The sequence below is a fragment of the Paenibacillus lautus genome, assembly GCF_050482385.1.
GTDB classification, from domain to species: Bacteria; Bacillota; Bacilli; order Paenibacillales; family Paenibacillaceae; genus Paenibacillus_AQ; species Paenibacillus_AQ lautus_B.
Genome location: NZ_JBCNHV010000027.1, coordinates 1 through 25,136, shown reverse-complemented (window position 1 = coordinate 25,136; position 25,136 = coordinate 1). Strand labels below are relative to the sequence as shown.

25 protein-coding genes are annotated in these 25,136 nt (G+C 49.9%); 3 read left to right on the top strand and 22 right to left on the bottom strand.

Going from position 1 to position 25,136, the window contains the following annotated elements; all coding sequences use genetic code 11:
• Window positions 1-29 precede the first annotated feature (29 nt).
• The 5 genes from cysE to ABEW73_RS28350 form a co-directional block, all read right to left on the bottom strand.
• Window positions 30-719: a serine O-acetyltransferase gene (cysE, locus tag ABEW73_RS28370; RefSeq protein WP_430170056.1), complete on the bottom strand. Its 690-nt coding sequence runs from the start codon at window positions 717-719 to the stop codon at window positions 30-32.
• 687 nt (window positions 720-1,406) lie between these two features.
• A complete protein-coding gene (gene gltX / locus ABEW73_RS28365) occupies window positions 1,407-2,870 on the bottom strand; it encodes a glutamate--tRNA ligase (protein ID WP_430170054.1) in 1,464 nt (487 codons plus the stop codon).
• 69 nt (window positions 2,871-2,939) lie between these two features.
• The gene (gene ispF / locus ABEW73_RS28360; RefSeq protein ID WP_098749109.1) at window positions 2,940-3,428 is read right to left on the bottom strand and encodes a 2-C-methyl-D-erythritol 2,4-cyclodiphosphate synthase; all 489 of its coding nucleotides are present in this window, start codon (window positions 3,426-3,428) and stop codon (window positions 2,940-2,942) included.
• Window positions 3,425-4,120, bottom strand: a complete 696-nt coding sequence (gene ispD, locus ABEW73_RS28355) for a 2-C-methyl-D-erythritol 4-phosphate cytidylyltransferase (protein WP_430170052.1) — start codon at window positions 4,118-4,120, stop codon at window positions 3,425-3,427. Before ispD ends, ispF begins: the two co-directional genes overlap by 4 nt.
• Before the next feature lie 77 nt (window positions 4,121-4,197).
• Window positions 4,198-5,286, bottom strand: coding sequence for a PIN/TRAM domain-containing protein (locus ABEW73_RS28350; protein ID WP_430170050.1), 1,089 nt, complete (start codon window positions 5,284-5,286; stop codon window positions 4,198-4,200).
• A gap of 382 nt (window positions 5,287-5,668) precedes the next feature.
• On the opposite strand from ABEW73_RS28350, the gene ABEW73_RS28345 reads away from it, so the two are divergent.
• The gene (locus ABEW73_RS28345; protein ID WP_076326241.1) at window positions 5,669-6,064 is read left to right on the top strand and encodes a DUF1573 domain-containing protein; all 396 of its coding nucleotides are present in this window, start codon (window positions 5,669-5,671) and stop codon (window positions 6,062-6,064) included.
• A 123-nt stretch (window positions 6,065-6,187) separates the two neighbouring features.
• On the opposite strand, the gene pssA is transcribed toward ABEW73_RS28345, so the two are convergent.
• The 17 genes from pssA to ABEW73_RS28260 all read right to left on the bottom strand — a co-directional run bounded on the left by pssA (window position 6,188) and on the right by ABEW73_RS28260 (window position 23,703).
• A complete protein-coding gene (gene pssA / locus ABEW73_RS28340) occupies window positions 6,188-6,922 on the bottom strand; it encodes a CDP-diacylglycerol--serine O-phosphatidyltransferase (protein ID WP_430170048.1) in 735 nt (244 codons plus the stop codon).
• A gap of 50 nt (window positions 6,923-6,972) precedes the next feature.
• The gene (gene disA / locus ABEW73_RS28335) at window positions 6,973-8,049 is read right to left on the bottom strand and encodes a DNA integrity scanning diadenylate cyclase DisA (RefSeq protein ID WP_076326243.1); all 1,077 of its coding nucleotides are present in this window, start codon (window positions 8,047-8,049) and stop codon (window positions 6,973-6,975) included.
• A gap of 13 nt (window positions 8,050-8,062) precedes the next feature.
• The gene (gene radA, locus ABEW73_RS28330; RefSeq protein ID WP_009594669.1) at window positions 8,063-9,430 is read right to left on the bottom strand and encodes a DNA repair protein RadA; all 1,368 of its coding nucleotides are present in this window, start codon (window positions 9,428-9,430) and stop codon (window positions 8,063-8,065) included.
• A 536-nt stretch (window positions 9,431-9,966) separates the two neighbouring features.
• A complete protein-coding gene (clpC, locus tag ABEW73_RS28325) occupies window positions 9,967-12,423 on the bottom strand; it encodes an ATP-dependent protease ATP-binding subunit ClpC (protein ID WP_076326245.1) in 2,457 nt (818 codons plus the stop codon).
• Window positions 12,424-12,533: 110 nt separating this feature from the next.
• Entirely contained in the window at window positions 12,534-13,598 is a 1,065-nt protein-coding gene (locus ABEW73_RS28320; RefSeq protein ID WP_430170047.1) for a protein arginine kinase, read from the bottom strand.
• A 38-nt stretch (window positions 13,599-13,636) separates the two neighbouring features.
• Entirely contained in the window at window positions 13,637-14,161 is a 525-nt protein-coding gene (locus ABEW73_RS28315; RefSeq protein WP_098749115.1) for a UvrB/UvrC motif-containing protein, read from the bottom strand.
• A 24-nt stretch (window positions 14,162-14,185) separates the two neighbouring features.
• The gene (locus ABEW73_RS28310) at window positions 14,186-14,647 is read right to left on the bottom strand and encodes a CtsR family transcriptional regulator (protein ID WP_006212959.1); all 462 of its coding nucleotides are present in this window, start codon (window positions 14,645-14,647) and stop codon (window positions 14,186-14,188) included.
• A gap of 359 nt (window positions 14,648-15,006) precedes the next feature.
• On the bottom strand, window positions 15,007-15,723 hold the full coding sequence (locus ABEW73_RS28305; RefSeq protein WP_098749116.1) for a GntR family transcriptional regulator: 717 nt from the start codon (window positions 15,721-15,723) through the stop codon (window positions 15,007-15,009).
• An 8-nt stretch (window positions 15,724-15,731) separates the two neighbouring features.
• A complete protein-coding gene (locus tag ABEW73_RS28300; protein WP_430170045.1) occupies window positions 15,732-16,748 on the bottom strand; it encodes a sugar kinase in 1,017 nt (338 codons plus the stop codon).
• Entirely contained in the window at window positions 16,741-17,496 is a 756-nt protein-coding gene (gene dagF / locus ABEW73_RS28295; RefSeq protein ID WP_430170043.1) for a 2-dehydro-3-deoxy-phosphogluconate aldolase, read from the bottom strand. Before dagF ends, ABEW73_RS28300 begins: the two co-directional genes overlap by 8 nt.
• A gap of 1 nt (window position 17,497) precedes the next feature.
• The gene (locus ABEW73_RS28290; protein WP_430170041.1) at window positions 17,498-18,601 is read right to left on the bottom strand and encodes a DgaE family pyridoxal phosphate-dependent ammonia lyase; all 1,104 of its coding nucleotides are present in this window, start codon (window positions 18,599-18,601) and stop codon (window positions 17,498-17,500) included.
• Entirely contained in the window at window positions 18,579-19,682 is a 1,104-nt protein-coding gene (locus ABEW73_RS28285; protein WP_430170094.1) for an amidohydrolase/deacetylase family metallohydrolase, read from the bottom strand. Before ABEW73_RS28285 ends, ABEW73_RS28290 begins: the two co-directional genes overlap by 23 nt.
• Before the next feature lie 353 nt (window positions 19,683-20,035).
• Window positions 20,036-20,782 (bottom strand): hypothetical protein, encoded by a 747-nt coding sequence (locus ABEW73_RS28280; RefSeq protein WP_430170039.1) that lies wholly within the window; start codon window positions 20,780-20,782, stop codon window positions 20,036-20,038.
• Window positions 20,779-21,480: an ABC transporter ATP-binding protein gene (locus ABEW73_RS28275; protein WP_430170037.1), complete on the bottom strand. Its 702-nt coding sequence runs from the start codon at window positions 21,478-21,480 to the stop codon at window positions 20,779-20,781. The genes ABEW73_RS28280 and ABEW73_RS28275 overlap by 4 nt, the downstream gene beginning before the upstream one ends.
• Before the next feature lie 23 nt (window positions 21,481-21,503).
• The gene (locus ABEW73_RS28270; RefSeq protein ID WP_076326254.1) at window positions 21,504-21,869 is read right to left on the bottom strand and encodes a GntR family transcriptional regulator; all 366 of its coding nucleotides are present in this window, start codon (window positions 21,867-21,869) and stop codon (window positions 21,504-21,506) included.
• A 45-nt stretch (window positions 21,870-21,914) separates the two neighbouring features.
• Complete coding sequence (locus tag ABEW73_RS28265; protein ID WP_430170035.1) at window positions 21,915-22,673, bottom strand: ABC transporter permease; 759 nt, start codon at window positions 22,671-22,673, stop codon at window positions 21,915-21,917.
• A complete protein-coding gene (locus tag ABEW73_RS28260; protein ID WP_430170033.1) occupies window positions 22,666-23,703 on the bottom strand; it encodes an ABC transporter ATP-binding protein in 1,038 nt (345 codons plus the stop codon). Before ABEW73_RS28260 ends, ABEW73_RS28265 begins: the two co-directional genes overlap by 8 nt.
• A gap of 182 nt (window positions 23,704-23,885) precedes the next feature.
• Here ABEW73_RS28260 and ABEW73_RS28255 point away from each other — a divergent pair, with 182 nt between their 5' ends.
• Complete coding sequence (locus ABEW73_RS28255) at window positions 23,886-24,191, top strand: metalloregulator ArsR/SmtB family transcription factor (RefSeq protein ID WP_430170031.1); 306 nt, start codon at window positions 23,886-23,888, stop codon at window positions 24,189-24,191.
• A 5-nt stretch (window positions 24,192-24,196) separates the two neighbouring features.
• Window positions 24,197-24,907 (top strand): SRPBCC domain-containing protein, encoded by a 711-nt coding sequence (locus ABEW73_RS28250; protein ID WP_430170029.1) that lies wholly within the window; start codon window positions 24,197-24,199, stop codon window positions 24,905-24,907.
• The last annotated feature ends 229 nt before the right edge of the window (window positions 24,908-25,136 follow it).

Genomic DNA, 25,136 nt, shown 5'->3' with positions numbered 1-25,136 from the left:
CGCTTATTGTTCCTTCACGGCTTACGGGTTTACTCTTCTTTGGCCGAAGACATAACGGCCTCGGATATCATGCCTTTAGGCTGGTTTCGTTTGCTCTCATGAAGTTCCGCCCGGAGCTGATCGATCTCCTTCTGCATTGAACGGAGCATATCCACAATCGGATCGGGCAGATTCGTGTGATCCAGACGGTCGCGCACCCGCTCCCCGTTCTGTTTCACGATTTTTCCCGGATTGCCGACAACGGTGCTGTTTTGGGGGACTGGTCTTAGTACGACTGCATTGGAACCAATGTTACAGTTATCCCCAATCGTAAAGGAACCTAGCACTTTCGCCCCCGATCCGATGACCACGTTGTTGCCGATGGTCGGGTGCCGCTTGCCTTTTTCCTTACCGGTCCCACCAAGCGTAACCCCTTGGTAGATCACCACGTCATCCCCAATCTCACAGGTCTCTCCAATGACAACCCCCATCCCATGGTCTATGAACAGCCGATGCCCGATACGGGCTCCCGGATGAATCTCGATCCCTGTCATAAACCGGCTGAACTGGGAGGTCAACCGGGCCAGCGTATACCATCGCCGCTTAAATAATGCATGAGCTACCCGGTGCGCCCACAGTGCATGAAGCCCCGAGTAGGTGAATACCACTTCAAAAAGTCCCCGGGCAGCCGGGTCATTCTCGAACACTGTCCGAATATCCGATTTCATCTGTTTAAACATGAACGCTCCCTCTTTCCCCTCTTCCAATCGCGCATGCAACTTGCCATCCATCGTTATTCCTGTAAATAAAAAACGCCCCTGCAGCTTATCGCTGCAGAGGCGCTAGACCGCGGTTCCACTCTGCTTAAAACCGGCACAAGCCTCCTCCCTTCGTCAGGGACGGATTCTACCGATTCTCTTCATGTCATTAACGGCAGACGACCGGCATGATCTAACGATTGTGTTCGCTTCAACCATGCAGCTCACAGGTGCATTTCCGCTGCAGGCGACGGGACAACTCTCAGCCGGCAAATTCAAGTGGTCCTTGTCTTCTGCCGATTGTCCTCTCTGGAACGTGCCTGTTTTACGCGTACTTCTCCTGATCGTAGCTTTTTATACGTTTATATTTGTTGATCTAGGCCATAAATGCCCACATTGTTCACTAGAGACGCTGCGCTGACGGATCATGCTTCCGATCGCTGTTGTTTTCGGATTTCCTGAACTACCCAAATTAGGGTTGAAATCCGAAAACAAAGGCGAACACTTCGCTTCTACAGCACGATTCCGTCCTCTCCGCTACTTCCCTGTATGAGTAAATGCCCCATTTAATAAAACCCTAGATCAAAGAATATTTCACTTATAGTTTGGTGTAATTATAACTGATGATATACGGGCTGACAAGGAACGTTTATCGAGGAAGCGCCCGAATTATGCGCCCTTGATCTGAGAACGCAAACGGTCAAGCACGCGGTCCCTGCCAAGCAGCCAAATCGTCTGGTTCAGGTCACGGCCATGGGTTTGTCCCGTCAAGGCTACGCGGATCGGCATAAAGAGCTGTTTGCCCTTAAATCCGGTCTCCTTCTGGACTTCCTTGATCAGTGCCGCAATCTTCGGAGCGTTAAACTCATCCGACTGCTCGATCTTTGCAAGGAATGCAGACAATACGGCAGGCACCTGCTCGCCGCCCATCACTTCAATCCCTTCGGCATCCAGCTCCAGATGGGTGCGGAAGAACACTTCCGACAGATCCACGATATCCGAAGCAGCAGTCATCTGCTCCTGATAGAGCGCTACGAGCGCGCGTGCCCATTCCTCTTGCTCGGCCGTAAGCTCGGACGGCAAGCGGCTGGCTTTCTGCAAATGCGGGATGGCTAGATCGGCAATCCGATCCGGATCCGCATTCTTGATATACGTGTTGTTCAGATGAGCCAGCTTGTTTGTATCGAATACCGCCGGGCTCTTGGATAGTCGATGCTCATCAAAGATCGAGATCAGCTGCTCTTGGGAGAACACTTCCTCTTCCCCTTCCGGAGACCAGCCAAGCAGCGAGATGAAGTTGAACAGCGCTTCAGGCAAGTAGCCAATCTGGTCATACTGCTCAATGAACTGAATGATCGATTCATTACGCTTGCTCAGCTTCTTGTGATCCTCGCCCACGATCAGGGTCATATGTCCGAACTGAGGCGGCTCCCAGCCAAAGGCTTCATAGATCATCAGCTGACGCGGCGTATTGGAGATATGATCCTCCCCGCGGAGCACATGGCTGATCTTCATCAGATGATCGTCCAAAGCTACAGCGAAATTGTAGGTAGGAATGCCGTCTTTTTTAACAATGACGAAGTCGCCCGTCTCTTTGCTGTTAAACGAAATCGTGCCCTTCACCATGTCATCGAACGTGTAAATACGATCTTCCGGAACACGGAAGCGGATGCTGGCCACACGGCCTTCGGCCTCAAGCGCCTGGCGCTGCTCTTCCGTCAAATCCCGGTGCTTCCCGGAATAGCGCGGTGTTTCGCCGCGAGCCATCTGCTCTTCCCGCTCCTGCTCCAGCTCTTCCTCCGTGCAATAGCAGCGGTAAGCAAGCCCGCGATCCAGAAGGTCCTGCCAATACTCTTTATAAATATCAAGACGCTCGGTCTGGCGATAAGGTCCGTACTCGCCTCCGACATCCACGCTCTCATCCCAGTCCATGCCCAGCCACTTCAAGTATTTCAGCTGGCTTTGCTCTCCGCCTTCTACGTTGCGTTTCACATCTGTATCCTCGATGCGGATAATAAATTTCCCGTTGTTCTTGCGGGCGAATAAATAATTGAATAATGCTGTTCTGGCATTGCCGATATGTAAATGTCCCGTTGGACTCGGTGCATAGCGCACGCGGACTTCTCCGGTCATTGAAACCCCTCCGCTTCCCTATTCTTTCAAGATTCCTAGCTCAAAAAACTCCCTTATTGAACACATACTTCAAGATGATAGCATACCTTTTACGAGGCAGACAACCGATTGCGCGGCGATTCCTTCGCCCCTGCCGGTAAACCCGAGCTGCTCGGTGGTGGTCGCCTTCACGTTCACCTGATCCACCTCGGCATCCAGCGCTTTGGCGATCACTTCCGCCATCTGCGGAATATAAGGCGCCATCTTCGGCTTCTGCGCAATAATTGTAGAATCGATATTACCAAGTCTATACCCACGTTCCTTCGCCATGACCCATACCTGTTCCAAAAGCTTCAGGCTGTCGGCGTCTTTAAAGGCAGGATCGTTATCGGGAAAATGACGACCAATGTCGCCAAGCCCAAGCGCTCCCAGAATCGCGTCCGTTACGGCGTGCAGCAGCACGTCGGCGTCGGAGTGCCCGAGAAGCCCCTTGTCATAAGGAATCGTGACGCCTCCGATGATGCACGGCCTTCCTTCTACGAGCTGATGTACGTCAAACCCCTGTCCTACTCGAATCATCCCATGTCCTCTCCCTTACGTTTCTGTAAAAAAGCTGCATATTCCAGATCCTCCGGTGTGGTGATCTTAATATTGCTGTATTTCCCCTCCACCACGGTTACCGGATGTCCTGCTCGCTCCATCAGCATGGCATCGTCGGTGCCTGTAAACCCATCCTTCGCTGCAGCCTCATGTGCAGACAGCAGGTCGGAAAGACGAAAAGCCTGTGGGGTCTGGACGGCCCACAGACTTTGACGGTCCGGGGTGCCTGTAATCAGCCCCTTACCGTTCACCTGTTTAATCGTATCCTTCACGGGAACCCCAAGTACCGAGGCGCCCTCGCGGATTGCTGCATCGCGGCAGGCTTCAATTTCCTCTTGCGTTACAAACGGCCTTACGCCGTCATGTATCATTACCCACTCTGAAGAAATTTGCTTGATGCCTTGGTATACGGACTGCTGCCTCTCGCTTCCCCCGGGGATTACAGCGGACACCTTGTTCAAACTGTATTCCTGAATCCAGGATTCGCAGCGAGGGACATCCTCCATCCCCGTCACAAGCACAATTTCCTGCAGCCATGGTATCCGGCTGAATGCTTCAAGCGTATGAACGATAATGGGCTTTCCGTTCAGAGCCAAGTACTGCTTGCTCTCCCGGGTGCCCATCCTCGTTCCTTTTCCCGCCGCTACAATGACAGCGCCGAAGTTACTCATCAAGCACCAAACTCCTGTCTCACCCAACACGTCCCAAACGGACGAATAGCGGATATGTATATCCCCATCATACCCCTTTACTGGGCTTTTTCCAACAGTTTTGGTTTCGCGAAGATCATTCGGCCCGCTGAGGTTTGCAGTACGCTGGTAACGAGCACCTCCATCATCGTGCCGATGTACTCGCGACCGCCTTCCACGACAATCATCGTGCCGTCATCCAAATAAGCGACGCCTTGACCATGCTCCTTGCCGTCCTTGATAATCTGCACCAGAATTTCTTCCCCTGGCAGAACCACCGGCTTCACCGCGTTGGCGAGATCATTAATGTTCAGTACCGACACACCCTGCAGCTCACATACCTTATTCAAATTGAAATCATTCGTGACCACTTTGCCTTGAAGCACTTTGGCCAGTTTCACCAGCTTGCTGTCGACTTCGGATATTTCCTCAAAGTCCCCTTCATAAATGAGCACCTTGACGTCCAGCTCTTTCTGGATTTTGTTCAAAATATCAAGACCACGCCGGCCGCGATTTCGCTTAAGAAGGTCTGAGGAATCCGCAATATGCTGAAGCTCCTCCAGAACAAACTCCGGAATGACAATCGTTCCTTCGATAAATCCAGTCTTGCAAATATCTGCAATTCTCCCGTCAATGATGACACTCGTATCCAAAATTTTATGTTCCTCTATACGCCGGCCCTCAGGCTCAGCAGCTTGACTCCACTTGCCCGACATCCACAGGGAAGCCAGTTCATCCTTCTTCTCCAGTCCAATGCGAAACCCGATGTAACCGCCGAGCAGCGTAATGCCAACCTGCAGCAGCTGCCCTGCTTGTCCGAGCAAGGACAAACCTGGTGACAGCAATACAGACAGCAGCAGGCCGCTCAACAGTCCGGCAGTACCCGCAGCCAGCTCATTCATCGGAATCCGGGAGAACGAAGAGATCAGGCTGTGCAGCCATCTCGTTATCCGATCCGCTGACAGCACGCCGATCATACCAAACAATAATCCTCCAAGCACCGCGAAGGCTCCGCTTCCCGCTGCAAATAAACCTTGTCCAAAAATAGGCGAGAGCCCTGAGAAAGACCGTTCGATTGTATGATATAACGTATACCCGCCCCATGCTCCGCATAATACTGTAAATGCTAAAATAGCTTTTTTTACCATAAGCTTTCGCACACCTCCTTTATACATGAATATCTTTGCTTCTATTTTCCAGTATGGTCCAATTTATAAAGTCGTAATCGTGCCACCCCATCTTTTTTAAGATAAAAGTTTCAAGTGAAACCCAATGAATTGGATAATCGCAAGAAAACCATCCTCATATAGCAGTCTATCTTCTGTAAAAATGCGCCTGTTGACGTTTTTTTATCATATTTCCATATCCCCATATCCTACCGGTTTCGCCTACCCCCATCAGGCTTTGACGTGTACTGACATCAACCTCACAATTGGAATTGACCGCCTTCCGACACCTGAAATTGGTTGAAATCGCCTGAAGTAGTGGAATATAATGAACTCAATTCATAATATCGAGGTGGATGTATAAATGAGCGCTCCTAGTTTACAGGCTTTTCAGGACCAAGTTTCCGAATTGTTGCTCCGTCACCGCAGTCTCTTGGATGTTCTGTCTAAAAATGGTCAGAGCAATGCTTCAGTCAACCGGGCCGTAACCAAGGCCATTACAGAATGCGGATGCATCGAGCTCCACGCCACGAAGCAATCCTTCGATATGGGCGCTGATCTCGAATCAGCCCGGGAATTAGCCGGCACGCACGTCGAAGGCCATCTGTGCGAGAATTGCCGTGAAGCGGTAAGCACCGAGCTTGGCCGCAACCTATTTTATATGTCCGCTCTTGCGAATCTTCTGGACATTCAACTGGATGAGGTTGTTGACAAGGAGTCGCAGAAATGCTCCACATTGGGTATTTTCAACCTGTCGTAAAGCCGCTAACATGAAAACGGTTCGTAACGGCAAGGTACTCCATGCATACAAAAAAAAGCATTTATCTCGCTGCGCTAGCAGGGAAATAAATGCTTTTTATTTGGATTATGTCACAAATCTGTCCTATCGGTCAGAGGATTGAAAGGCCTCATCTGATTTGGGATCATCCTTTTTACGACGTTTTTTGCGGTTCAGCCTACGGAAATTCTGTTGCAAGCCATAACCTGCGTACAGGACCAATGGCAAGAATATCAGCTTGGAGGTCTGCTCTGGTAAGAACACGGCAACCATGACTGCGCCAATGATGACAAGCGGTGTAAATTTAATCGCTGTTTTCGGAATGCCAATCTTCTTGAAGTTTGGATACTTGACTGCGCTAACCATGAGGTAAGAAAGTAGTAATACGGCAATAATCATATAAGTTGCTGTAATCTCTTCATGGAATAACGCCAAGGTTGCCAGCACGCCTCCCGCAGCGGGGATTGGCAGGCCGATAAAATATCCCGGTATGCCCGGACGAACATTAAATCTTGCAAGACGCAGTGCGCCGCACATCGGAAATATGGCGGTCACTGTCCAAGCCAGTGCTGTATTAATATCCGTAAACGCTACGGTATACATGATGAGTGCTGGTGCTACGCCAAATGATATTACATCGGATAATGAGTCAAGTTCCTTACCGAGTTCGCTTTGGGCATTCAATGCCCGAGCTACCCGGCCGTCTAGCCCATCAAGGAGCATGGCAATGATAATCATAATGGCGGCCATACTCGTTCGACCTTCTGTCGCCATGATGATACCAATCATTCCGAGAAACAGATTACCTAAAGTAAACATGTTCGGAATTGATTTCGTCATTTTATTATTCACCTCATTAATGTTACGTTCGAACATCGATTGTAGGTCTTTTAGATTTGTCTGTCAATGAATACTTGTTCTTGCAATCGTTTCAGGCCTTCTTTAATGGTGCGTGCGCGAACTTCGCCAATCCCGTCCACTTCATCAAGTTCATGGATGGAAGCGATCATAATGCTGGATAAATCATGGAACTGGTCGACCAGATTACGAACGATCACATTCGGAAGGCGCGGGATTTTGTTCAAAATCCGATAACCGCGCGGGAGTATCTCTTCCTCAGAAGCAGCGGCGGAAGCCGGATAGCCAAGAAGCCTTACAATATGGTGAATGTCCAGCAGTTCCTCATCCGTTGAACGCTTCAGCGCAAGAATGATCTCGCGGATCTTCTCCTCGCTGTACTCCCGGGCATAGTCCGCATACAGCAGCCAAGCCTCTTCCTCTATATTGCTTACAAGCTCATCCATCTGCATGCTGATCAAACGCCCTTCGTTGCCGAGCTCGTTGATATAGCGCTTGATCTCCTTCTTGATGCGGAGTACCATCTCGACGCGCTGAATCACATTCACAACTTCCGGAATGGTGACCAATTCTTCAAATTCAGATGCCGAGAGGTTGGTAAGCGATTGATTAAGCACCACGCGGTATCGCTCCAGCGTCTGTATGGCCTGATTGGCCTTAGTTAAGATTACGCCGATTTCCTTCAATGCATACCGCAGCGACCCTTGGTACAGCGTAATAATGTTTCGGCGCTGCGAGATGGACACAACCAGCTTGCCAGTCTGTTTCGCTACCCGCTCCGCTGTTCTGTGCCGTATCCCCGTCTCGATGGAAGAGATCGAAGAATCCGGAATCAGCTGAGTATTCGCATATAAGATACGTTTCAAGTCTTCACTCAGGATGATGGCGCCGTCCATCTTGGCCAACTCGTATAAATAGTTTGGCGAAAAATCACAGTTAATGGAGAAGCCGCCGTCGACAACTTCCATTACTTCCGGGCTGTAGCCCACAACGATCAGGGCGCCCGTCTTCGCCCGCAGCACGTTCTCCAGTCCGTCGCGAAACGGCGTTCCCGGTGCTACCAGCTTTAGCAAATCATTCATTTTGTCCAGTTGGCTCGTTTCTTTCACCTTCGTATGCCCCCTAATCTAACGCAACCGCTAATGCATCTGCAACGGTGTTTACTCCTATAATTTGTATTCCTTTCGGATGCTTCCATCCCTTTAAACTCTTCTCCGGCATGAGTACGCGCTTAAAGCCCAGCTTCTCGGCTTCCCTTACCCTTTGTTCCGCTCTGGAAACGGCACGAACCTCGCCGGTCAGACCAACCTCGCCAAAGATGACATCATACGGCTTGGTCGGAATGTCGCGGAAGCTGGATGCAATGCTAACCGCTATGGCCAAATCCACCGCGGGCTCATCGAGCTTCACGCCGCCGGCAACATTCAGATAGGCGTCTTGCGTTTGCAGGTACATGCCCATCCGTTTCTCCAGCACGGCAATGATCAGATTCATGCGGTGGTGGTCGACCCCTGTGCCCATCCGGCGCGGGGACGGGAAGTGGGTTGTGGAGATGAGCGCCTGCAGCTCGACCAGAACCGGACGAGTTCCCTCCATGCTCGCAACAACGGTTGAACCCGCTACCCCTAAGGGCCGTTCAGATAAAAACAGTTCTGATGGATTCCCGACTTCCCGAAGTCCATCCTCACCCATCTCAAAAATGCCAATCTCATTCGTCGAACCGAAACGGTTCTTTACCGCACGAAGCAAACGGTAAGTATGGTGACGCTCTCCTTCAAAATAAAGCACACAGTCCACCATGTGCTCCAGCATCCTTGGGCCTGCAATAGCGCCTTCCTTGGTCACATGACCGACCAGGACGGTCGCTATGCCCTTCACCTTCGCCAATCGCATGAAGCGTGCCGTACACTCCCGCACCTGGGAAACGCTGCCCGGCGCACTGGTTACCTCCGGCAAATACACCGTCTGAATGGAGTCAATGACAACAAAGCCAGGTTGCACGTTCTCAATGGCTTCCTCAATCGATTCCAGATTGGTTTCACACAGGACAAACAGCTCCGGAGACAGCGCCCCGAGCCGATCTGCACGCAGTTTGGTCTGGCGTACGGATTCCTCACCGGAAATGTACAGAACGCGAATACCGTTTTGGGCCAAGCGATTGGAGGCTTGCAGCAGCAGCGTGGATTTGCCGATGCCGGGGTCACCGCCGACTAACACCAGCGAGCCCGGAACAAGCCCGCCGCCGAGCACACGGTTCAATTCCGCAATGCCCGTCTGGATTCTGGGTTCTTTACCGCTTTCTATATTTATGATCGAAAGGGGTTTTTCTTTACTATGAAAAAGAGGGGAATTCATCCCCTGCGTCTTGATTACCGTCTCGGTCTCTTCTACCATGGAATTCCATGATTGGCAGCCCGGACATTTTCCGAACCATTTGGGCGCTTCATAGCCGCACTCGGTACAGAAAAATTTCGTTTTAGTTTTTGCCATGTGAGTCTCCTTTATGTCGCACATCATTTGTCGGATTTCGTAAAACCCTGCAAAATCAGGCATTACTCAAAGTTTACCATTTCTTATAATTCAACGTAAAGGTTAATTGGAAACTTTACGCGAGATGAGAAGGATTTGTTTCAAATTTGAAGGGTTGGAGGAGAATTAGCATTGTTTTTTGCTGGATATTATAAAAACGGCGCCCGCTTCGCTGCCGGATCGTTCTTACGATCGCTGTTAAAACCAGGAAACTGGAATTGATATCATGGTGGTTTCCCGGTTTTAAAGGCGAACGCTGTCGCTTCTTCAGAACGATTCCGTCCTCTCCGCTAGGTTGATACATGAGGCCTGCTTCCTTCGCCATATGTCGATTTATTGCCGCCGATATAAAACAACACCCGTCCATTGCATTCGATGACTTCCGGGCATTCATGTATCTCCCCTCATAAACCTCTCCCTTATAATTCTCTCATCTTCCATTAACATTAAAAACAAAATCCCCGTTGGATTTAATCCAACGGGGGTTGAAGTTACACTTATTCGGTTTCGGCTGATGCGGCAGTGACGCTCTCGTTCTTGTGTACAACCAGCTCGCCGTTTGCCTCATCAATGGTGAGCGAGTCACCCTTGGCCACAGTGCCTTTCAGCAGCTCCTCGGAGAGACGATCCTCGATGTGCTTCTGGATAGCCCGGCGCAGTGGGCGGGCACCGAAGGCCGGATCGTATCCTTCCTTCGCAATGAAGGCCTTCGCTTTGTCTGTGAGCTCGAAATGCACCTCGAATTCCTTCAGACGTTTACGCAGCTCGTCGGACATCAATGTCACGATTTGGGCAATGTGTTTCTCTTCCAGAGAGTGGAACACGATGATCTCGTCAATCCGGTTCAAGAACTCCGGACGGAAGCTCTTCTTGAGCTCATCCATCACTTTGCCTTTCATATTGTTATAATCGCGGCCTGCATCCGTCACTGCAGTAAAGCCAAGCGTAGAGTTCTTCTTGATCGCTTCCGCTCCCACGTTGGAGGTCAGGATGATCAGGGTGTTTCGGAAGTCCACCACGCGGCCCTTGGAATCGGTCAAGCGTCCGTCTTCCAGTACTTGAAGCAAGATGTTGAATACCTCAGGGTGCGCCTTCTCGATCTCATCGAGGAGCACAACGGAATATGGTTTGCGGCGTACCTTCTCGGTCAGCTGACCGCCTTCTTCATAGCCGACATATCCCGGAGGCGCTCCGACGAGACGTGATGTGGAATGCTTCTCCATGTACTCGGACATATCGATCCGTACAACCGCATTCTCATCTCCGAACATCGCTTCCGCAAGGGCGCGTGCCAGCTCGGTTTTACCTACCCCGGTAGGACCCAGGAAGATGAAGGAGCCCATTGGACGCTTCGGATCTTTCAGGCCTGCACGTGCCCGTCGAACCGCACGGCTGACCGCTTTGACCGCTTCCTCTTGACCGATGACGCGGCTATGCAAAATTTCTTCCAGATTCAGAAGACGCTCGGTCTCTTCTTCTTTCAGTTTATTCACAGGAATACCGGTCCAGTTGGCTACCACGTCGGCGATATCCTCCGGAGTTACCTCGGAATCGGTACGTCCTTGTTTTTCTTTCCATTGATTCTTCGTAATTTCAAGCTCTTCACGCAGCTTCTGTTCCGTATCGCGCAGCGCTGCAGCTTTCTCGAATTCCTGGCTTTGGACAGCTGCGTCCTTCTCTTTGCGGATGTCCTCCAGATGGGCTTCCTGATCTTTCAGATTTGGCGGTATGGTATACGTATGAAGGCGAACTTTCGAACCGGCCTCGTCAATCAGGTCAATCGCTTTATCCGGCAGGAAGCGGTCCGTAATGTAGCGGTCGGACAATTTCACGGCCTGCTCGATCGCTTCATCCGTAATTTTCACGCGGTGATGCGCTTCGTAACGGTCACGCAGTCCATACAGAATCTGAATGGCTTCCTCTGGCGACGGTTGATCCACCGTAATCGGTTGGAAACGACGCTCGAGAGCCGCATCTTTTTCAATATATTTGCGGTATTCGTCCAGGGTGGTTGCCCCGATGCACTGAAGCTCTCCGCGTGCCAATGATGGCTTAAGAATGTTGGAAGCGTCAATCGCACCTTCTGCACCGCCTGCACCGATCAAGGTATGAAGCTCATCGATGAACAGAACAATGTTACCCGCTTGACGAATCTCATCCATAATTTTTTTCAGGCGATCCTCAAACTCGCCGCGGTATTTGGTTCCGGCAACAACCGAGCCCATATCCAGCGTCATGACGCGTTTGTCACGCAGTGTCTCCGGAATTTCGTTGTTAATGATGCGTTGTGCCAGGCCTTCGGCAATCGCCGTTTTACCTACCCCTGGTTCACCAATCAACACCGGGTTGTTCTTCGTACGGCGGCTCAGCACCTGAATCACGCGCTCGATTTCTTTGCTGCGTCCGATGACCGGATCCAGATTGCCTTCTTTGGCAATGGCGGTCAGATCGCGAGCGAGACTGTCGAGTGTAGGCGTGCTTACGTTTTGCGGCGTGCCATGATGGCTCGATACCGCTTCGCTGCTGCCAAGCAGCTGCAGTACTTGCTGGCGGGCTTTGTTCAGGCTAATGCCCAGGTTGTTTAGCACACGTGCCGCAACCCCTTCGCCTTCACGAATGAGCCCCAGCAGAATATGCTCAGTACCTACGTAGGTATGACCAAGCTTGCGAGCTTCGTCCATGGAGAGCTCAATTACTTTTTTCGCTCTAGGCGTATAAGCAATGTTGGTAGGCTGCTCTTGTCCGCGTCCGATTAATGTTTCAACTTCATCCTGAATTTTCTCAAGACCAAGTCCAAGTCCGATCAGCGCTTTGGCTGCAATGCCGTCTCCTTCACGAATAAGTCCTAGCAGGATATGTTCTGTGCCGATATTGTTGTGACCCAGACGTACCGCTTCTTCCTGAGCCAATGCAAGCACCTTTTGTGCACGTTCCGTAAATCTGCCAAACATCATAGTATTGCACCTCCACGTTTCAATTAATATATTGAACCTCGCGGATTTCGGTGTATGGTAATCTATAGGACACTTACACCGTCATCCAACTGTAAAACGAGTATAGATCCTTAATGGTTACCCAGTGTTTCTCTGATGAGCTTAGCCCTGTACATGTCGCGTTCAGAAGGAGTCATTCCTTCTCCATAGGTCTTCTGCAGAAAGCCCGGCTGTGTCTTCACATTCAGTTCATTCATGACCGGAATTTCCGGGCCTTCCAGGAGGCCGAGATCCACACCAAGCCGAACATCGGACAAACGCTGGGCCGCTTCCTTGGAATCCATCACCGCCGCATAGGACAGTATGCCATAGGAGCGCATGACCCGATCCGTAATCCGAAGCTTGGATTCACCCAAGAGCCGGGCTCTGGCATTCTTCTCATGCTCGATGATTTGCAAGGCGACGCTGTGAAGATTCTCAATGATCTCCGACTCGGTTTGACCGAGCGTAATCTGATTCGAGATTTGAAACAGGTTGCCTAACGCTTCGCTGCCTTCACCGTAAATCCCTCTTACCGTCAAGCCTACCTGCGATACAGCCGAGAGAATCCGGTTAATCTGCTGTGTCATAACAAGAGCGGGCAGATGCATCATGACCGATGCGCGAAGACCGGTGCCGACATTCGTCGGACAGCTTGTAAGATAACCTCGCTTGTCATCAAACGCATAATCGATCTCGGATTCAAAAACATCATCCAGCGCCGTTGCACGTGCCCATGCCTCACGAACCTGAAATCCGGGATATAAACACTGGATGCGCAGGTGATCCTCTTCATTGATCATAATGCTGACGGATTCATCTTCAGTGAGGATGACTGCACCGTTTCGGGATTCATTCGCCAGATTGGGACTGATTAGATGCTTCTCAACAAGAACCTTCTTATCCAGTTCATCAATCTCACTTAATTTAATTACATGTAAATCCCCGAAATCCTGCAAATCGTCCTTATTCTTCAATACATCCGTCAGGCGCTCTAGCACTTCTCCTGACTGCTGATCTGTTGCCAGCAGCGGGAAAGGAAGATGCTGCAGATTGCGCGCCACCCTGACACGGGTGCTGATGACAATGTCGGAATCCTGACCGTTCCCGCGCATCCACTCGCTCAGCGCCGAATCGGTAAACCGGAGATTAGACATCACGCATTCCTCCTACTAAAGTGCAAAATCTTACAATCTTATCCCTGAGCCATATTTCGCTCCAGCTCACGAATTTGGTCCCGGATCTCGGCAGCCGTTTCAAACTCCTCCTGCACGATCCGAATCTGGAGCTCCTTCTTAAGCTCATCGATTTGACGTTTGATCTGAATCCGACCACCCGTACGCTTCGGCACTTTGCCGACATGGGAGGTCCCCCCATGGACTCGCTTAAACAATGGATCCAAGCGATCCGAAAAATATTTATAACACGAGCTGCAGCCGAACCGGCCAAGCTTGCTGAACTGGGAATACGTCATACCGCATTCTTCGCATTGCAGCGTCTGAGCCATTTTTGCACCGGGGCTCTGGCCCTTGCCTGAAGGATCCAGATCCAGAAGACCTGACAGCAAACTGTGTATAGAAAAACCATTCGACGTGCCGGGGATCAATTCCCCTTTCTCACGGGCACAGGTTTCACAAAAATGAAACTCCGTTTTCTCCCCGTTCACAATTTTGGTGAAATGAAGTGTCGCCGGCCGTTTACCACATTCCTGGCATAACATAATCCGATGCCCCCTTACACAGACTCACTTACCTAATAAAGAAATAAGCATCGCCTTCATAATCCTTGCACGCAGCTCATCCCGATAAGGAAGCTTCACATTCAGGCACTCCCTCGAAATGGCAGCCCGCATTAGGCTGGCCTCCCGCCTCGTTAAAAACCGGGATTCCTCCAGCTGGTAAATCAATCCTTCAGCCACCGTCTGATCAATCATGCTGCCAATGGTATGATGAAGATGCTGCTGGAGTGCAGTATGCTGGGGAAGCTCGATACGCTGGATGCGTATGTACCCGCCCCCGCCCCGCTTGCTCTCGACAAGAAAGCCCTTCTCCAGCGTGAACCGTGTACTGATCACGTAGTTAATCTGGGAAGGAACGCAAGAAAATTGCTCCGCCAGATCGTTGCGTTGAATTTCAACGGTACCCTCCGGACTTTCCTGCAGTATGCTCTTCAGGTATTGTTCGATAATATCAGAGATATTACGCATTGGTCTGTTCATCCTCCACTGTTTGAAACGTTAAGACGGATAGTGATCTTACACGTCCGCACAGAGCCTTGCTTATACGTTAATTTTAACCATAATCAAAATCAGCGAACCCTTTCGTTGACTTTGACTTTCTTTGACTTTGATCTCATTATAGCACATTTTTTCATTTTGCCAAGAGGGTCTTCTCAATTTGTCGCGCTTTGCAGTTATTCTTATTGTACCCAGTTCTTTGACCGCTTATAGCCTCTTTCCCAAGAACAATTCATTCAAGGGCAATAAAAAAGAAGCAGCCTTCATGCCGGGTGAAAACCGGTCTCAAGGCCACTTCTCCATATCGTGCTCCTGTTTCGTCTACATCTTCAAGCGTCATAACTGATCAAGTAGTGCTGTAATTCCGTATTGTAATAGCCGATGCTGTATTCAATGATGCTGCCTGTCCCGTCATAAGAGGATCTGAGCCGCTTCAGTAACGGCGTGCCTATACTTACATCAAGCAAGGAGGCAATCTCCTCATTTGCCACGGTCGCCAGGAAACGGTCGCGGAAATTCTCCAGCGTAATTTGACTCTCCTCGATGCGGTCATACAGAGACGGCAGTTCGGTGGAACCGAACTCTTCACCCATATCCACTTGGGATGACACATAGTGGGTGTAGTATATGAAGGGGCTCCCGTCCAGTAAATACAAACGTTCAATAAGCAGGCACCGCTCCCCGAATTTTAAGAACAATTCGCTATCCGGCTCATTGAGCACCCATTCCGTCTTCAGGTGGCGTTTCCGAATCTGGTGTCCTTCTTCGACCAGAATCTCGGTGAAGAGCTTGCCTTTGGAAAGCTTGGAAAAGGAAGTGTTCCGGGTCACAATCGTTCCTACCCCGCTCCGCTTCTCTACATACCCTTCCTGATACAACTCCTGGATCGCATTGCGGACCGTCATTTTGCTAACGTTAAATTCCTGTTCCAGCTGCGGCTCGGAAGGAATATGGGAGCCAAGTGGATATTCCCCATGCAGAATCCGATCTTTTATGATCTTCTTGATTTGCAAGTATAACGGACCGTTCTTCCGCGTGATCGACATGCTTCCTCCTACCTTTCCACGTCAGACATATGATGACTCATTGCCTGAAGCACTTCGCGTTCGTTCGCCGTCGGCGTATCCCCTGTGACGGTATGGGCAAGCATCGCCGCAGCTGCGGCAAAATCAACCGTCCGATTCGGTTCATATCCCTCCGAGATCCCGTGAATCACCCCGCTGGCGTAGGCATCACCCGCGCCGATACGATCATGGACGGAAAACGTCAAGGTTTTGGAAAAATGAAACGCTCCATCCGTGTAGAGATAGCCTTGCAGGGAATGAGTGTTATCCCCGTTGATCTTGCGGTGGGTACCCGACGCAACCGTAATATTATACTTCGCCGCCACCTTCGGGATCAACTCCTGCAGCTGTTCGTTCTGATCCGCCCGGGTCGTCTCCATGCCAAGGATATAGATGGCATCTTTCTCATTCATAAAGACGATATCCGCTAAAGACAGCATTTCCTCATAGTGCGGCTTGGCAAACTCGTAGCGGTCCGCCCCCCATAAAGTGGGACGATAATTGCAATCGAACACAACGGTTCCGCCGTTTTTCTTAACTTCACGAGCCAGTGTCTTCATCTGGCCCCGTACCGTATCGTTCATGGAAAGGGTAATACCGCAAAAATGAACCATGTCCATCTTTTTGGCAATCGCCCCGAAATCGTACATGGCATCCTCCGCCGTATTAAAACTGCTGCCCAGTCGATCCGTATAAGTTACACGTCCGGGTCTTACACCAAAGCCATTCTCCAAAAAGTACATGCCGACATATTTGCCTCCGCGGCTAATGAGCGCAGTGTCGATGCCAAGCTTGCGCAGGTAGGAAATCGCCGCTTCGCCAAGCGGGTTATCCGGCAGTGTGCTGACCAGATATCCGTTATGACCGAACCTTGCCACAGCCGAGGCGATGTTTACACCCGTGCCGGAAAAGGAGTAATTCAGATGGCTCTCTTGAGCCAAGGAAGCATATCCCGGTACTTGAAGTCGCATCATCACTTCGCCATATGCGGCAATCGTCTTAGGCATATTGATCAACCAGCGCTTTTAGCTTGAGATGCAGCTCTTGTACATCGCTAATGATCGTATCTCCACTGGTCGAGTCGATAATCGAAGAGTATACGTGCGGGATGACCTGCTGCACTCCCGCTTCGAATGCGATGCGCACGATGGCTTCAAAATTCTCTTTATCAATTCCGCCTGTTGGTTCAAGCGCGAATCCTTCCTCCGCACATGCCTTCGCTACCGCGCGGTACTCCTCCTCCAGCTCCAGGCCCCGCATCGGGAAGTACTTCAGTGCGTTACCGCCCATGTCGCGCACAAGCGCGATGGCCGCTTTGACAGGTACGATGGCTTTGTCTGATCCGGCAGCGCTCACCGGTCCAGTTGAGATATTCACGTAGCCCACTTGTCCTGAAGGAGATACAAGGCTGTTAATCCAGCTTTCTTTGCCATCCAGATTGGCACGTGTAGCACCAACTGCCGGGAACACCTGATTGATATGCGTGCCTGGGTAGCTCTTCACAATCTCGGCTACCACCGCAGCTTGACGATTATCGCCGGCACCCAATCCGATCGATACCGCATCTTCGATAACTGCGCCGTACTCCTTCATCGCAATAACGGCCTCTTGCGCGTTCGGATAATTTTTGGACAATACGCCGACCACCACATGCCCTTCCGCAGCTTCAAAAATTTCCTTCGCATTCTGAATGCTGCCCGCAAGTACGTTCAGTGCCGCGCGATTTCTGTAAAGACGTTTCTCCATATTTGCCATCTTAGTTTCCCCCTGCAATCTGTTGTATTCTCGTGATAATGACTTGCAAATCATCCCCGGAAAGCGAGCGAGGATCGATATCAAAATACCCCTGGCGAACGCCGTAATCCCTGGTGTATACGGCAATATCGCCTTCGCGAAGCTGATCGTTCATGGACTTGGCACTAACCCCGGCCGCATGTTCATCGACTTTCACGCGCCCCCGGAAAATCGCCCTTCCCGCTTCGTCCTGCACAATGGTTACCTCAATGCCCGGCAATTTCAATAAGGACTTCATTTCCTCCAGCGCCGCTTTCTCCCGCTCACTGTTATCTTCCTTCACCATATACTCGTCCAGCGCCTGAAGCAATCCAAACGTCGTTTCCTTGCCGACCTTCATACTGCGCCCAATACCATGCAGCTGCGCTTTCACCCACTCCACATATTGACGCTTGCCGCCGACAATACCGGAAGTCGGGCCTTCAATTGCCTTGGATCCGCTGTATATGGCCAGGTCCCCGTATTTCACATATTTCTGGATATCCTCCTCGGCAGCAGCATCAATGATCAGCGGAAGTCCATGCGCCTGGGCCACTTCTGCCGCTTCTTCCACCGAAATCATATTTTTCTGTACGCAGTGATGGGATTTCACGTACAAAATGGCGGCAGTACGCTCATTTATCGCTTCCGTGATATGCTCCTTACGCCCTTCGTTGGCATACCCAACTTCAACGACCTTGCCGCCTCCGAGATAAACCATCGTTTCAACAGGTGCCCCATATTGCACATTATGTCCCTTAAACATGATAATCTCGTTCTTCTCGATTGGCTCCTGGTGCAATCGGTCACTGCGCCTGCGATTGCCTTCGGTGACGATTCCCGCCACGGAAAGAGCGATACCGCTGGAAGCGGAATTGACAACGACGGCTGCCTCGGAACCGAGAATGCGCGCCATGTAATCTCCCGCTTTATCAACCAGATCCGCGATTTCCACGTAACTCTGCCCACCGATCCGCATCGCTTCCATGACGGTATCCGTCGGTGCCGATACGCCAAGAATACTCATGCGCCCGCTGGCATTAACCACGCGCTTCAACCCATATTTAGCATGTAATGAATGATCCATTGACTACCACTCCTCTGGCTTCGATATATCGATCAGCGATCCGGGTCTCCCCTTCGGAATCCGTTAAACTCACAGCCCCCTGCTGCAGCGCAAACAGTGTCAGGTGAGCGGCATCGCCGACTTGGATTCGACCAAGCTCCGGACGGCGCAACCATCCTGCTGCATGGTCCGTTACCGCTGAGATCACCTCCTGCAAGCTGTATCCCAAATAAAGGAACTTCGTCAGAACATTAGCCAGGCTGTACACCGGGCCATTGATGCGATTCCCGCGATAGATATCGGTGCTGATCGTGTCAGGTTTAATCCCTTGGATCTTGGCATACTCTGCCACCAAGAACGAGAAGCTTGCCGTTCCATGACCCACATCCAGATGAACGCCGCGAGCTATCGCTTCCACCAGGGCAGGGATCGGCTTTCCGTCCGAATCAAATAAATTGTTGGCCTTCCCATTTAAATAATGAGTGATAATGTCGTCCTTCTGAAGCAGTTCCAATACTTCCTCAATCGGCGGTGGCCCTGACCCGATATGTACCATCAGCGGCAGCGACGTTTTTCCTGATATTTTTCTTGCAAGTCGAAGCGGCTCTACCCCATTGTCCTTGACTACGCTTTTGCTGATTCTGGCCTTGAGTCCAATGATCATATCTGGATACGTGCATACCGCCTTTGTTGCCTTCTCGGCATCGATCCATTCCAGACTGGACAACTCGTCGACCCGCTGCAGACCGATATGCGAAATATTCAAAAAAGCAAACACATTCGTCTTGGACCTTGCAACCTCGGCTGCCAGTTCTCCAATGGTATCCGCACCACAGCTCCCTGCGTCGATTATGGTGGCAACCCCTTGCTTTACGCCTATCTCGTCGATGGCATCTCCGTAAGGCTCCAGCTTAGCGACCGCATGGACGTGCATATCGATCCAACCGCTGGACACATATAGTCCCGTACCATCAAAACTGTTGGCACCGTGTGCCGTGTTCGCATCCGTTATTTCGGTTATAAACCCGTTCTCCATGACAATGTCAAAAGGTTTATCATCATTCACCGTCTTTACATTGCGTATAATAAAACGCTGTTCCAATATCTTCATAGCTTCACTCCTTCAGCTTACCAGACCAGCCTTGGATCCTTTACCCCGTCGGTTTACATTGTTTATATTGAGTGTCGTGATTATAGCATAGCACAGAAAGCGCGTTACGTGAATATAACGTTATAATGTTTAAATCCCATTTCTTTACTATCGCTATCTTGCAATGATGTAATGAAGGGTTCCGCTCTTGCTCAGTACGGGTATGTGTATGGTTCTAGTTCTGTTTTCCCCGTGATATCTCCTTCCATATGCAAAAAAACTGCCCTCGATGGGCAGTCTCTTTGTTCGTTCTATAGTCTAGACCCTGTTCATTCGTCCTCGGGATTTCCAAGTACGCTTTTTTGTTAAACCTCAACCTTCCGGTCGATGAGGTAAACCGTTGCATACAAGATCAAGGCGGCCATGATCACTTCAAAAGCAAGTCCCCCCCATGCTAATGTATATTGCATTGTCGATACCGTAATGTCTGCTTCTTTCTCGAACAATGAAATGTTAGCCATAGGGCCGACCCACGCTGCCTCATCTCCGAAAAGGATTTGGCTAAGCCAGCCAAGAACGTATTGCAATACGAAGAACACCAGAATGCCGATCCATGTACTGCCCTTCTTCGTGATGCTCCTAGCCACGGTAATGGCAAAAAATATCGCAATCATCAAATAGATGAATTTCCATACCATCAGCAGGGCTAACCCGACATAATACGAAACGGGAACATCAGCGAAATTGATAATTTCCCAAATGCCGGCTGAACTCCAGTAGTACCATAAATGCAGAGCCATCAATATGCCAAGTGCCAGCAAGCTTACACATGCAAGTAAAAGTGATGAAACCACATTCCACACGGAACGTACGGGGAGTAAACGGCGGTGATATGCCTTTATGTTATAGCCGAAGTTCTTGCCAGTGACTACAAGAAGCAGAACACTCACAGAGCCATAAGCCATCATGCTTAAACCCAACTTTATTCCAAGCTCCCAATCTTTTATAGAGCCCGTTACGGTTATCGCTATCTGAACGATGAGAAGGATCGCGAAGGAGCCGAGCAGCGTAGTCGAGTTTCTCTTCCAGTCGTATTTGAATAGTTTCATCATTCCGCATACACCTCTTTAAACATCTCATCCACGCTTTTTCCGTGTTTTAGGCGGATGTTCTCAACTTCGTCATGCATGACTACTTCGCCATTGCGAATAAAGATCACTTCATCAAATATCCGCTCAATATCCCGGACCAAATGGGTTGAAATGATAATGCTGCTATCCTCATTATAGAATTCAACAATCGCATCCAAAATTTTGCCCCGGGCCACCGGATCCACTCCGCCAATCGGCTCATCCAGCATATACAACTGAGCTTCACGGGACAAGGCCAGTGTTAACTGCAGGCGCTCATTCATTCCTTTGGACAAGGAACTGATGCGGTCATGGGTCTTTAAATTCATGAATTCCAGCATGTTGCGAGCCTTCTCCACATTAAAGTCCTCATAAAAATCTTTAAAATATGCCACCGCATCCGATACCTTCATCCAGGATTCCGTTACGGGCCGGTCCGGCATAAAGGAAACCATGGCTTTGGTTTCCAGGCCGACCGGCTTGCCCTTCACGTAAGCGCCGCCCTTTGTCGGCTGGATCAACCCAGCGGCAATTTTCATAAGCGTACTCTTTCCGCTGCCGTTGGTGCCCAGCAAACCAATGATTTTTCCACCGTTAATATCCAGATTAACATCATGTAACGCTCTGCGACCACCGGCATACGTTTTGGTCACGTTCTTTACCTGTAACAGATTCTCCACCGTGATTTCACCTCCGCTATGGATCATGGCTGCTTCACAGCATCTTCCACGATCGATATGATGTCCTGATCTTTAAAGCCAAGCTCCTGCATACCGCGAATAAAGCGTTCCAGCAGATCGCCGGCCATTTCTTTTTTGATTTCCATAATTTTGGATTCCTCGCTTGTCACGTATCGGCCCAATCCTCTCCGTGTCTCCACAATACCCTCACGCTCCAATTCCTGAAAAGTTCGCTGCACCGTGTTTGGATTTATTTGAAGCTCACTCGCTAATTCTCGAACCGATGGGATTTTATCACCGGGCTGCAGTTTACCGATGATGATTTCTTTCTTTAAATACGTCATGATCTGTAAATAGATCGGCAGATTATTGTCGAACTCTATACTCACTGTCGGGTTGCTCCTTTCCGCCGCTCTACCTCGAACTCAGGTCCCTTATGCGACATCCCGTTTTTTAAACGTAACAAAGCCTATCGCAAGAAACAAGAGGAGATATACAGCGAGCACAATCATTGAGAATGTTAAACTCATGCCTGGAATCGGGGAGCCTGCGCCTCCGTTGTACATGGAAAGATCCACGTTCAGAAACAGCAGGTATTTGGACCAGGAGTAACGCGCAAGCAGCTGTACCACCATACTTTCCATAATGACCATGAACATGCCGATGCCGATTGCAGGACCAGTGGATTTCGTTAGAATGCCTACCATAAAGGTTAGCGTTACATAAACGATCGTATACACCAGGTTGTTCACTGCTCCAATGAGCACATCGCCAAGTGTAACGGAGCTGGCATCCATACCGAACGTAATTTGACCAGTCAGCACGGCTACAGCAAACATAAAGGTCACCAGTGTTACGGTGTAAATCAATACGGCAACATATTTCGATGCCAAAATCTTGGTGCGGCTCTGAGCACGTATAAGCAGCAGTTTGATCGTTCCCATGCTGTGCTCCTTCGCTACGGCTCCTGCCGTCACGACAATGGCAAGCAGGGTCAGCACTTGCCCCATTCCCTTGGTTGTTACAGCTAGCTCGGCAAATTCATAACCGGTACTGCCCCCGCCGGAAAACTTATAGAGCAAGAAAGCCATGAAGATCACCATTCCTGCTAAAAGCACATATGGCAGAAAGAAGCTGCGTTTCTTAAACATTTTGAGCCATTCATTCCAGACGAGATTTCCAAAGCTACGCAATGCGGTTGCCTCCTGTCCATTTTAAGAATTCTTCTTCAAGTGACGATTTGATCTCTTCCACCCGGTAAATCCGTATCCGTGCATCACACAGTGACTGGATCAGCGCAGGAATACCTTCTTCATGAAGTTGAAGGGTCATGGTTCCTTCCTCCATTTGAGTGTTGAGCAATGTAATATTTTGCAAGTGTCTAATCGTTTGTTCAGCCATAGCCACGTCATTCACGCGGAAACTTACCGTGGTTAACTCTTCATTCACGACTGGACCTCCAATCGAACGCTCAGTTACGAGTTTACCTTCCTGGATAACGACCACACGGCTGCACATCAGTTCCATCTCCGACAGCAGGTGACTGGATACAAGAATGGCAATTCCCTCATCTTTAGCGATTTGCTTCAAGTAATCCCGCATCTCGCGGATACCGGCTGGATCCAGGCCGTTTGTCGGCTCGTCAAGAATGAGGATGGATGGATTGTGCAGCAAGGCCTGAGCTATTCCAAGCCGTTGGCGCATCCCCAGGGAATAAGCACGCACCTTCTTGTGTATGGCATCCTGGAGCCCAACCAGTTTGACAACCTCCATGATTCTCGTGATGGTCACACCCTCGGACATCCGCTGGTACTGTCTCAGGTTGTCATACCCGCTCATATAAGGGTAAAATTCCGGGTTCTCGATAATGCCCCCGATATGGCGAACGGCTTGAACGAAGTCTCTCTTGATACTGTGTCCTTTCACCTGTACATCGCCATGGGTCATCTCGATCAACCCTACAATCATGCGAATGGTTGTTGTTTTGCCCGCGCCGTTCGGTCCAAGCAAACCAACGATTTCACCGCGATGAATGTCAAATGAGAGTCCATCGACGATGTTCTTCTTTCCAATCGTTTTGGTGACTTGTTCAACGGTCAGAACGACTGGGCCTTGCTTGGCATTCTTCCTCTCCGTGGAGGCTGAAGCGTCTACTCCGTTCTTTAAATCCGTTGTGGCATTCTCTATATTGGTTGTTGCCTCATTTGATGCGTTCCTATTCATGGTTTTTCATTCACTCCTTCTTGTATCAGTGTCATAGTTAAATAGTACACTAACGTCTTAGTTCTGTAAAGCCTAATTTTTTGTTTAATGTTTCGTATTGACATCCAACCGCTGGATAGTTATGCTTAATTCATTCATATAACCAAAAGGTTATATTTAAAAGTGATGGGGGGATTCCAATCATGAGTGATATGTACCGCGCCGTTTCAGATCCCATCCGAAGGAAAATCCTAAATATGGTCGCTCATCGAGAGCTCCCTCAGCTGGAGATCGTGAAGTCATTCCATATCTCACAGCCGGCTGTAAAAAAGCATCTCGCCATCTTGCTGGAAGAGGAGCTGTTACTAGAGCGAAGGGAAGGCAAGTATTGCTACTACCGATTGAATACCCCGACTTTTCAGCGCGGGTATGCGGAGCTTCAACATGAGCTTGGCTCTATTCTTGAGAATAAGTTAAGCAGACTTAAACAATATCTTGAGGAGGAATGATAGAAATGGACTCTATTTTTAACCATGTTAAGCGGGAGATTGTCATCCGTACAACACCCGATCGTGTATGGAAAGCATTAACCGATCCGCAAGAACGAAATCAATGGGAGACTCGCCATTGTGAGATCGACCTGAAGGTCGGCGGTCAAGTCGCACTTGATTACGGCTGGGGCGTATCCTATGTCGGTACGATTGAGGAGCTTATCCCTGACCGCAAACTCACGCTCAAGGGAGAGGACCAGGAACTTACTATTTGGACCATTGAACCACATACCGAGGGAACCTTGGTCCGCATCGAGTACACGGGATCATGGTCCAATGAGCGAGAGTATATGATGATGGATAACATGGCCTTTGGTACATACCGATTCATGCGGAATATGAAGAGCGTGCTGGAGACGAACCAAGATATTCGGTCCACCTTCTGGTCCAGCTGGATCGGAATGAATCATTATACATACCGCCGTGACGGCATAGAGGGCGTCAAAGTCGTTGAGGTGTTTCCCCATGCACCTGCAGACGGTGTCATTGAGGAAGGCGATATCATTACAAGTGCGGCTGGCCAGGTCATTCGGAGTTATGATGAGCTCGAGGATAAGGTCACATCGATGCAGCCTGGCGAGGAGGTTGTCGTCGAATTCGTCCGACATGGCGAACCCAGCAGCGCTACGCTTACGGTGCTGCCTTATGGACAACGGAACTTGGTTGAAACATAAGTCATGAAGTATATAGGGGCGACAGTTATCCAAGAAAACCCGGAAGACCACCGTCTACAGAAGAAACCAAGTGTGGATGATGTATGAAATGAGGATATAAGCTAATGGCAGGCAGGCGAGGGCAACTTCAGCGGTCATGACGTCTGCGTGAAGCTTTTATTCAGCACTGATCAAGGGGTAACACACACCCAAATTATCTGCATATAGGAAAAGACCGCTATCGAGTGAT

Excerpts from the sequence above, each read along its gene's own strand:
- ABEW73_RS28260 (WP_430170033.1), bottom strand. The coding sequence starts at position 23,703 with ATGAATAGGAACGCATCAAATGAGGCAACAACCAATATAGAGAATGCC.
- ispD (WP_430170052.1), bottom strand. The coding sequence starts at position 4,120 with ATGAGTAACTTCGGCGCTGTCATTGTAGCGGCGGGAAAAGGAACGAGG.
- ABEW73_RS28315 (WP_098749115.1), bottom strand. The coding sequence starts at position 14,161 with ATGTTATGCCAGGAATGTGGTAAACGGCCGGCGACACTTCATTTCACC.
- ABEW73_RS28345 (WP_076326241.1), top strand. The coding sequence starts at position 5,669 with ATGAGCGCTCCTAGTTTACAGGCTTTTCAGGACCAAGTTTCCGAATTG.
- ABEW73_RS28305 (WP_098749116.1), bottom strand. The coding sequence starts at position 15,723 with ATGTCGATCACGCGGAAGAACGGTCCGTTATACTTGCAAATCAAGAAG.
- ABEW73_RS28350 (WP_430170050.1), bottom strand. The coding sequence starts at position 5,286 with ATGGTAAAAAAAGCTATTTTAGCATTTACAGTATTATGCGGAGCATGG.
- ABEW73_RS28250 (WP_430170029.1), top strand. The coding sequence starts at position 24,197 with ATGGACTCTATTTTTAACCATGTTAAGCGGGAGATTGTCATCCGTACA.
- gltX (WP_430170054.1), bottom strand. The coding sequence starts at position 2,870 with ATGACCGGAGAAGTCCGCGTGCGCTATGCACCGAGTCCAACGGGACAT.
- dagF (WP_430170043.1), bottom strand. The coding sequence starts at position 17,496 with ATGGCAAATATGGAGAAACGTCTTTACAGAAATCGCGCGGCACTGAAC.
- ABEW73_RS28290 (WP_430170041.1), bottom strand. The coding sequence starts at position 18,601 with ATGGATCATTCATTACATGCTAAATATGGGTTGAAGCGCGTGGTTAAT.
- ABEW73_RS28310 (WP_006212959.1), bottom strand. The coding sequence starts at position 14,647 with ATGCGTAATATCTCTGATATTATCGAACAATACCTGAAGAGCATACTG.
- ABEW73_RS28255 (WP_430170031.1), top strand. The coding sequence starts at position 23,886 with ATGAGTGATATGTACCGCGCCGTTTCAGATCCCATCCGAAGGAAAATC.
- cysE (WP_430170056.1), bottom strand. The coding sequence starts at position 719 with ATGTTTAAACAGATGAAATCGGATATTCGGACAGTGTTCGAGAATGAC.
- ABEW73_RS28320 (WP_430170047.1), bottom strand. The coding sequence starts at position 13,598 with ATGTCTAATCTCCGGTTTACCGATTCGGCGCTGAGCGAGTGGATGCGC.
- pssA (WP_430170048.1), bottom strand. The coding sequence starts at position 6,922 with ATGACGAAATCAATTCCGAACATGTTTACTTTAGGTAATCTGTTTCTC.
- ABEW73_RS28280 (WP_430170039.1), bottom strand. The coding sequence starts at position 20,782 with ATGATGAAACTATTCAAATACGACTGGAAGAGAAACTCGACTACGCTG.
- clpC (WP_076326245.1), bottom strand. The coding sequence starts at position 12,423 with ATGATGTTTGGCAGATTTACGGAACGTGCACAAAAGGTGCTTGCATTG.
- ispF (WP_098749109.1), bottom strand. The coding sequence starts at position 3,428 with ATGATTCGAGTAGGACAGGGGTTTGACGTACATCAGCTCGTAGAAGGA.
- radA (WP_009594669.1), bottom strand. The coding sequence starts at position 9,430 with ATGGCAAAAACTAAAACGAAATTTTTCTGTACCGAGTGCGGCTATGAA.
- ABEW73_RS28300 (WP_430170045.1), bottom strand. The coding sequence starts at position 16,748 with ATGCCTAAGACGATTGCCGCATATGGCGAAGTGATGATGCGACTTCAA.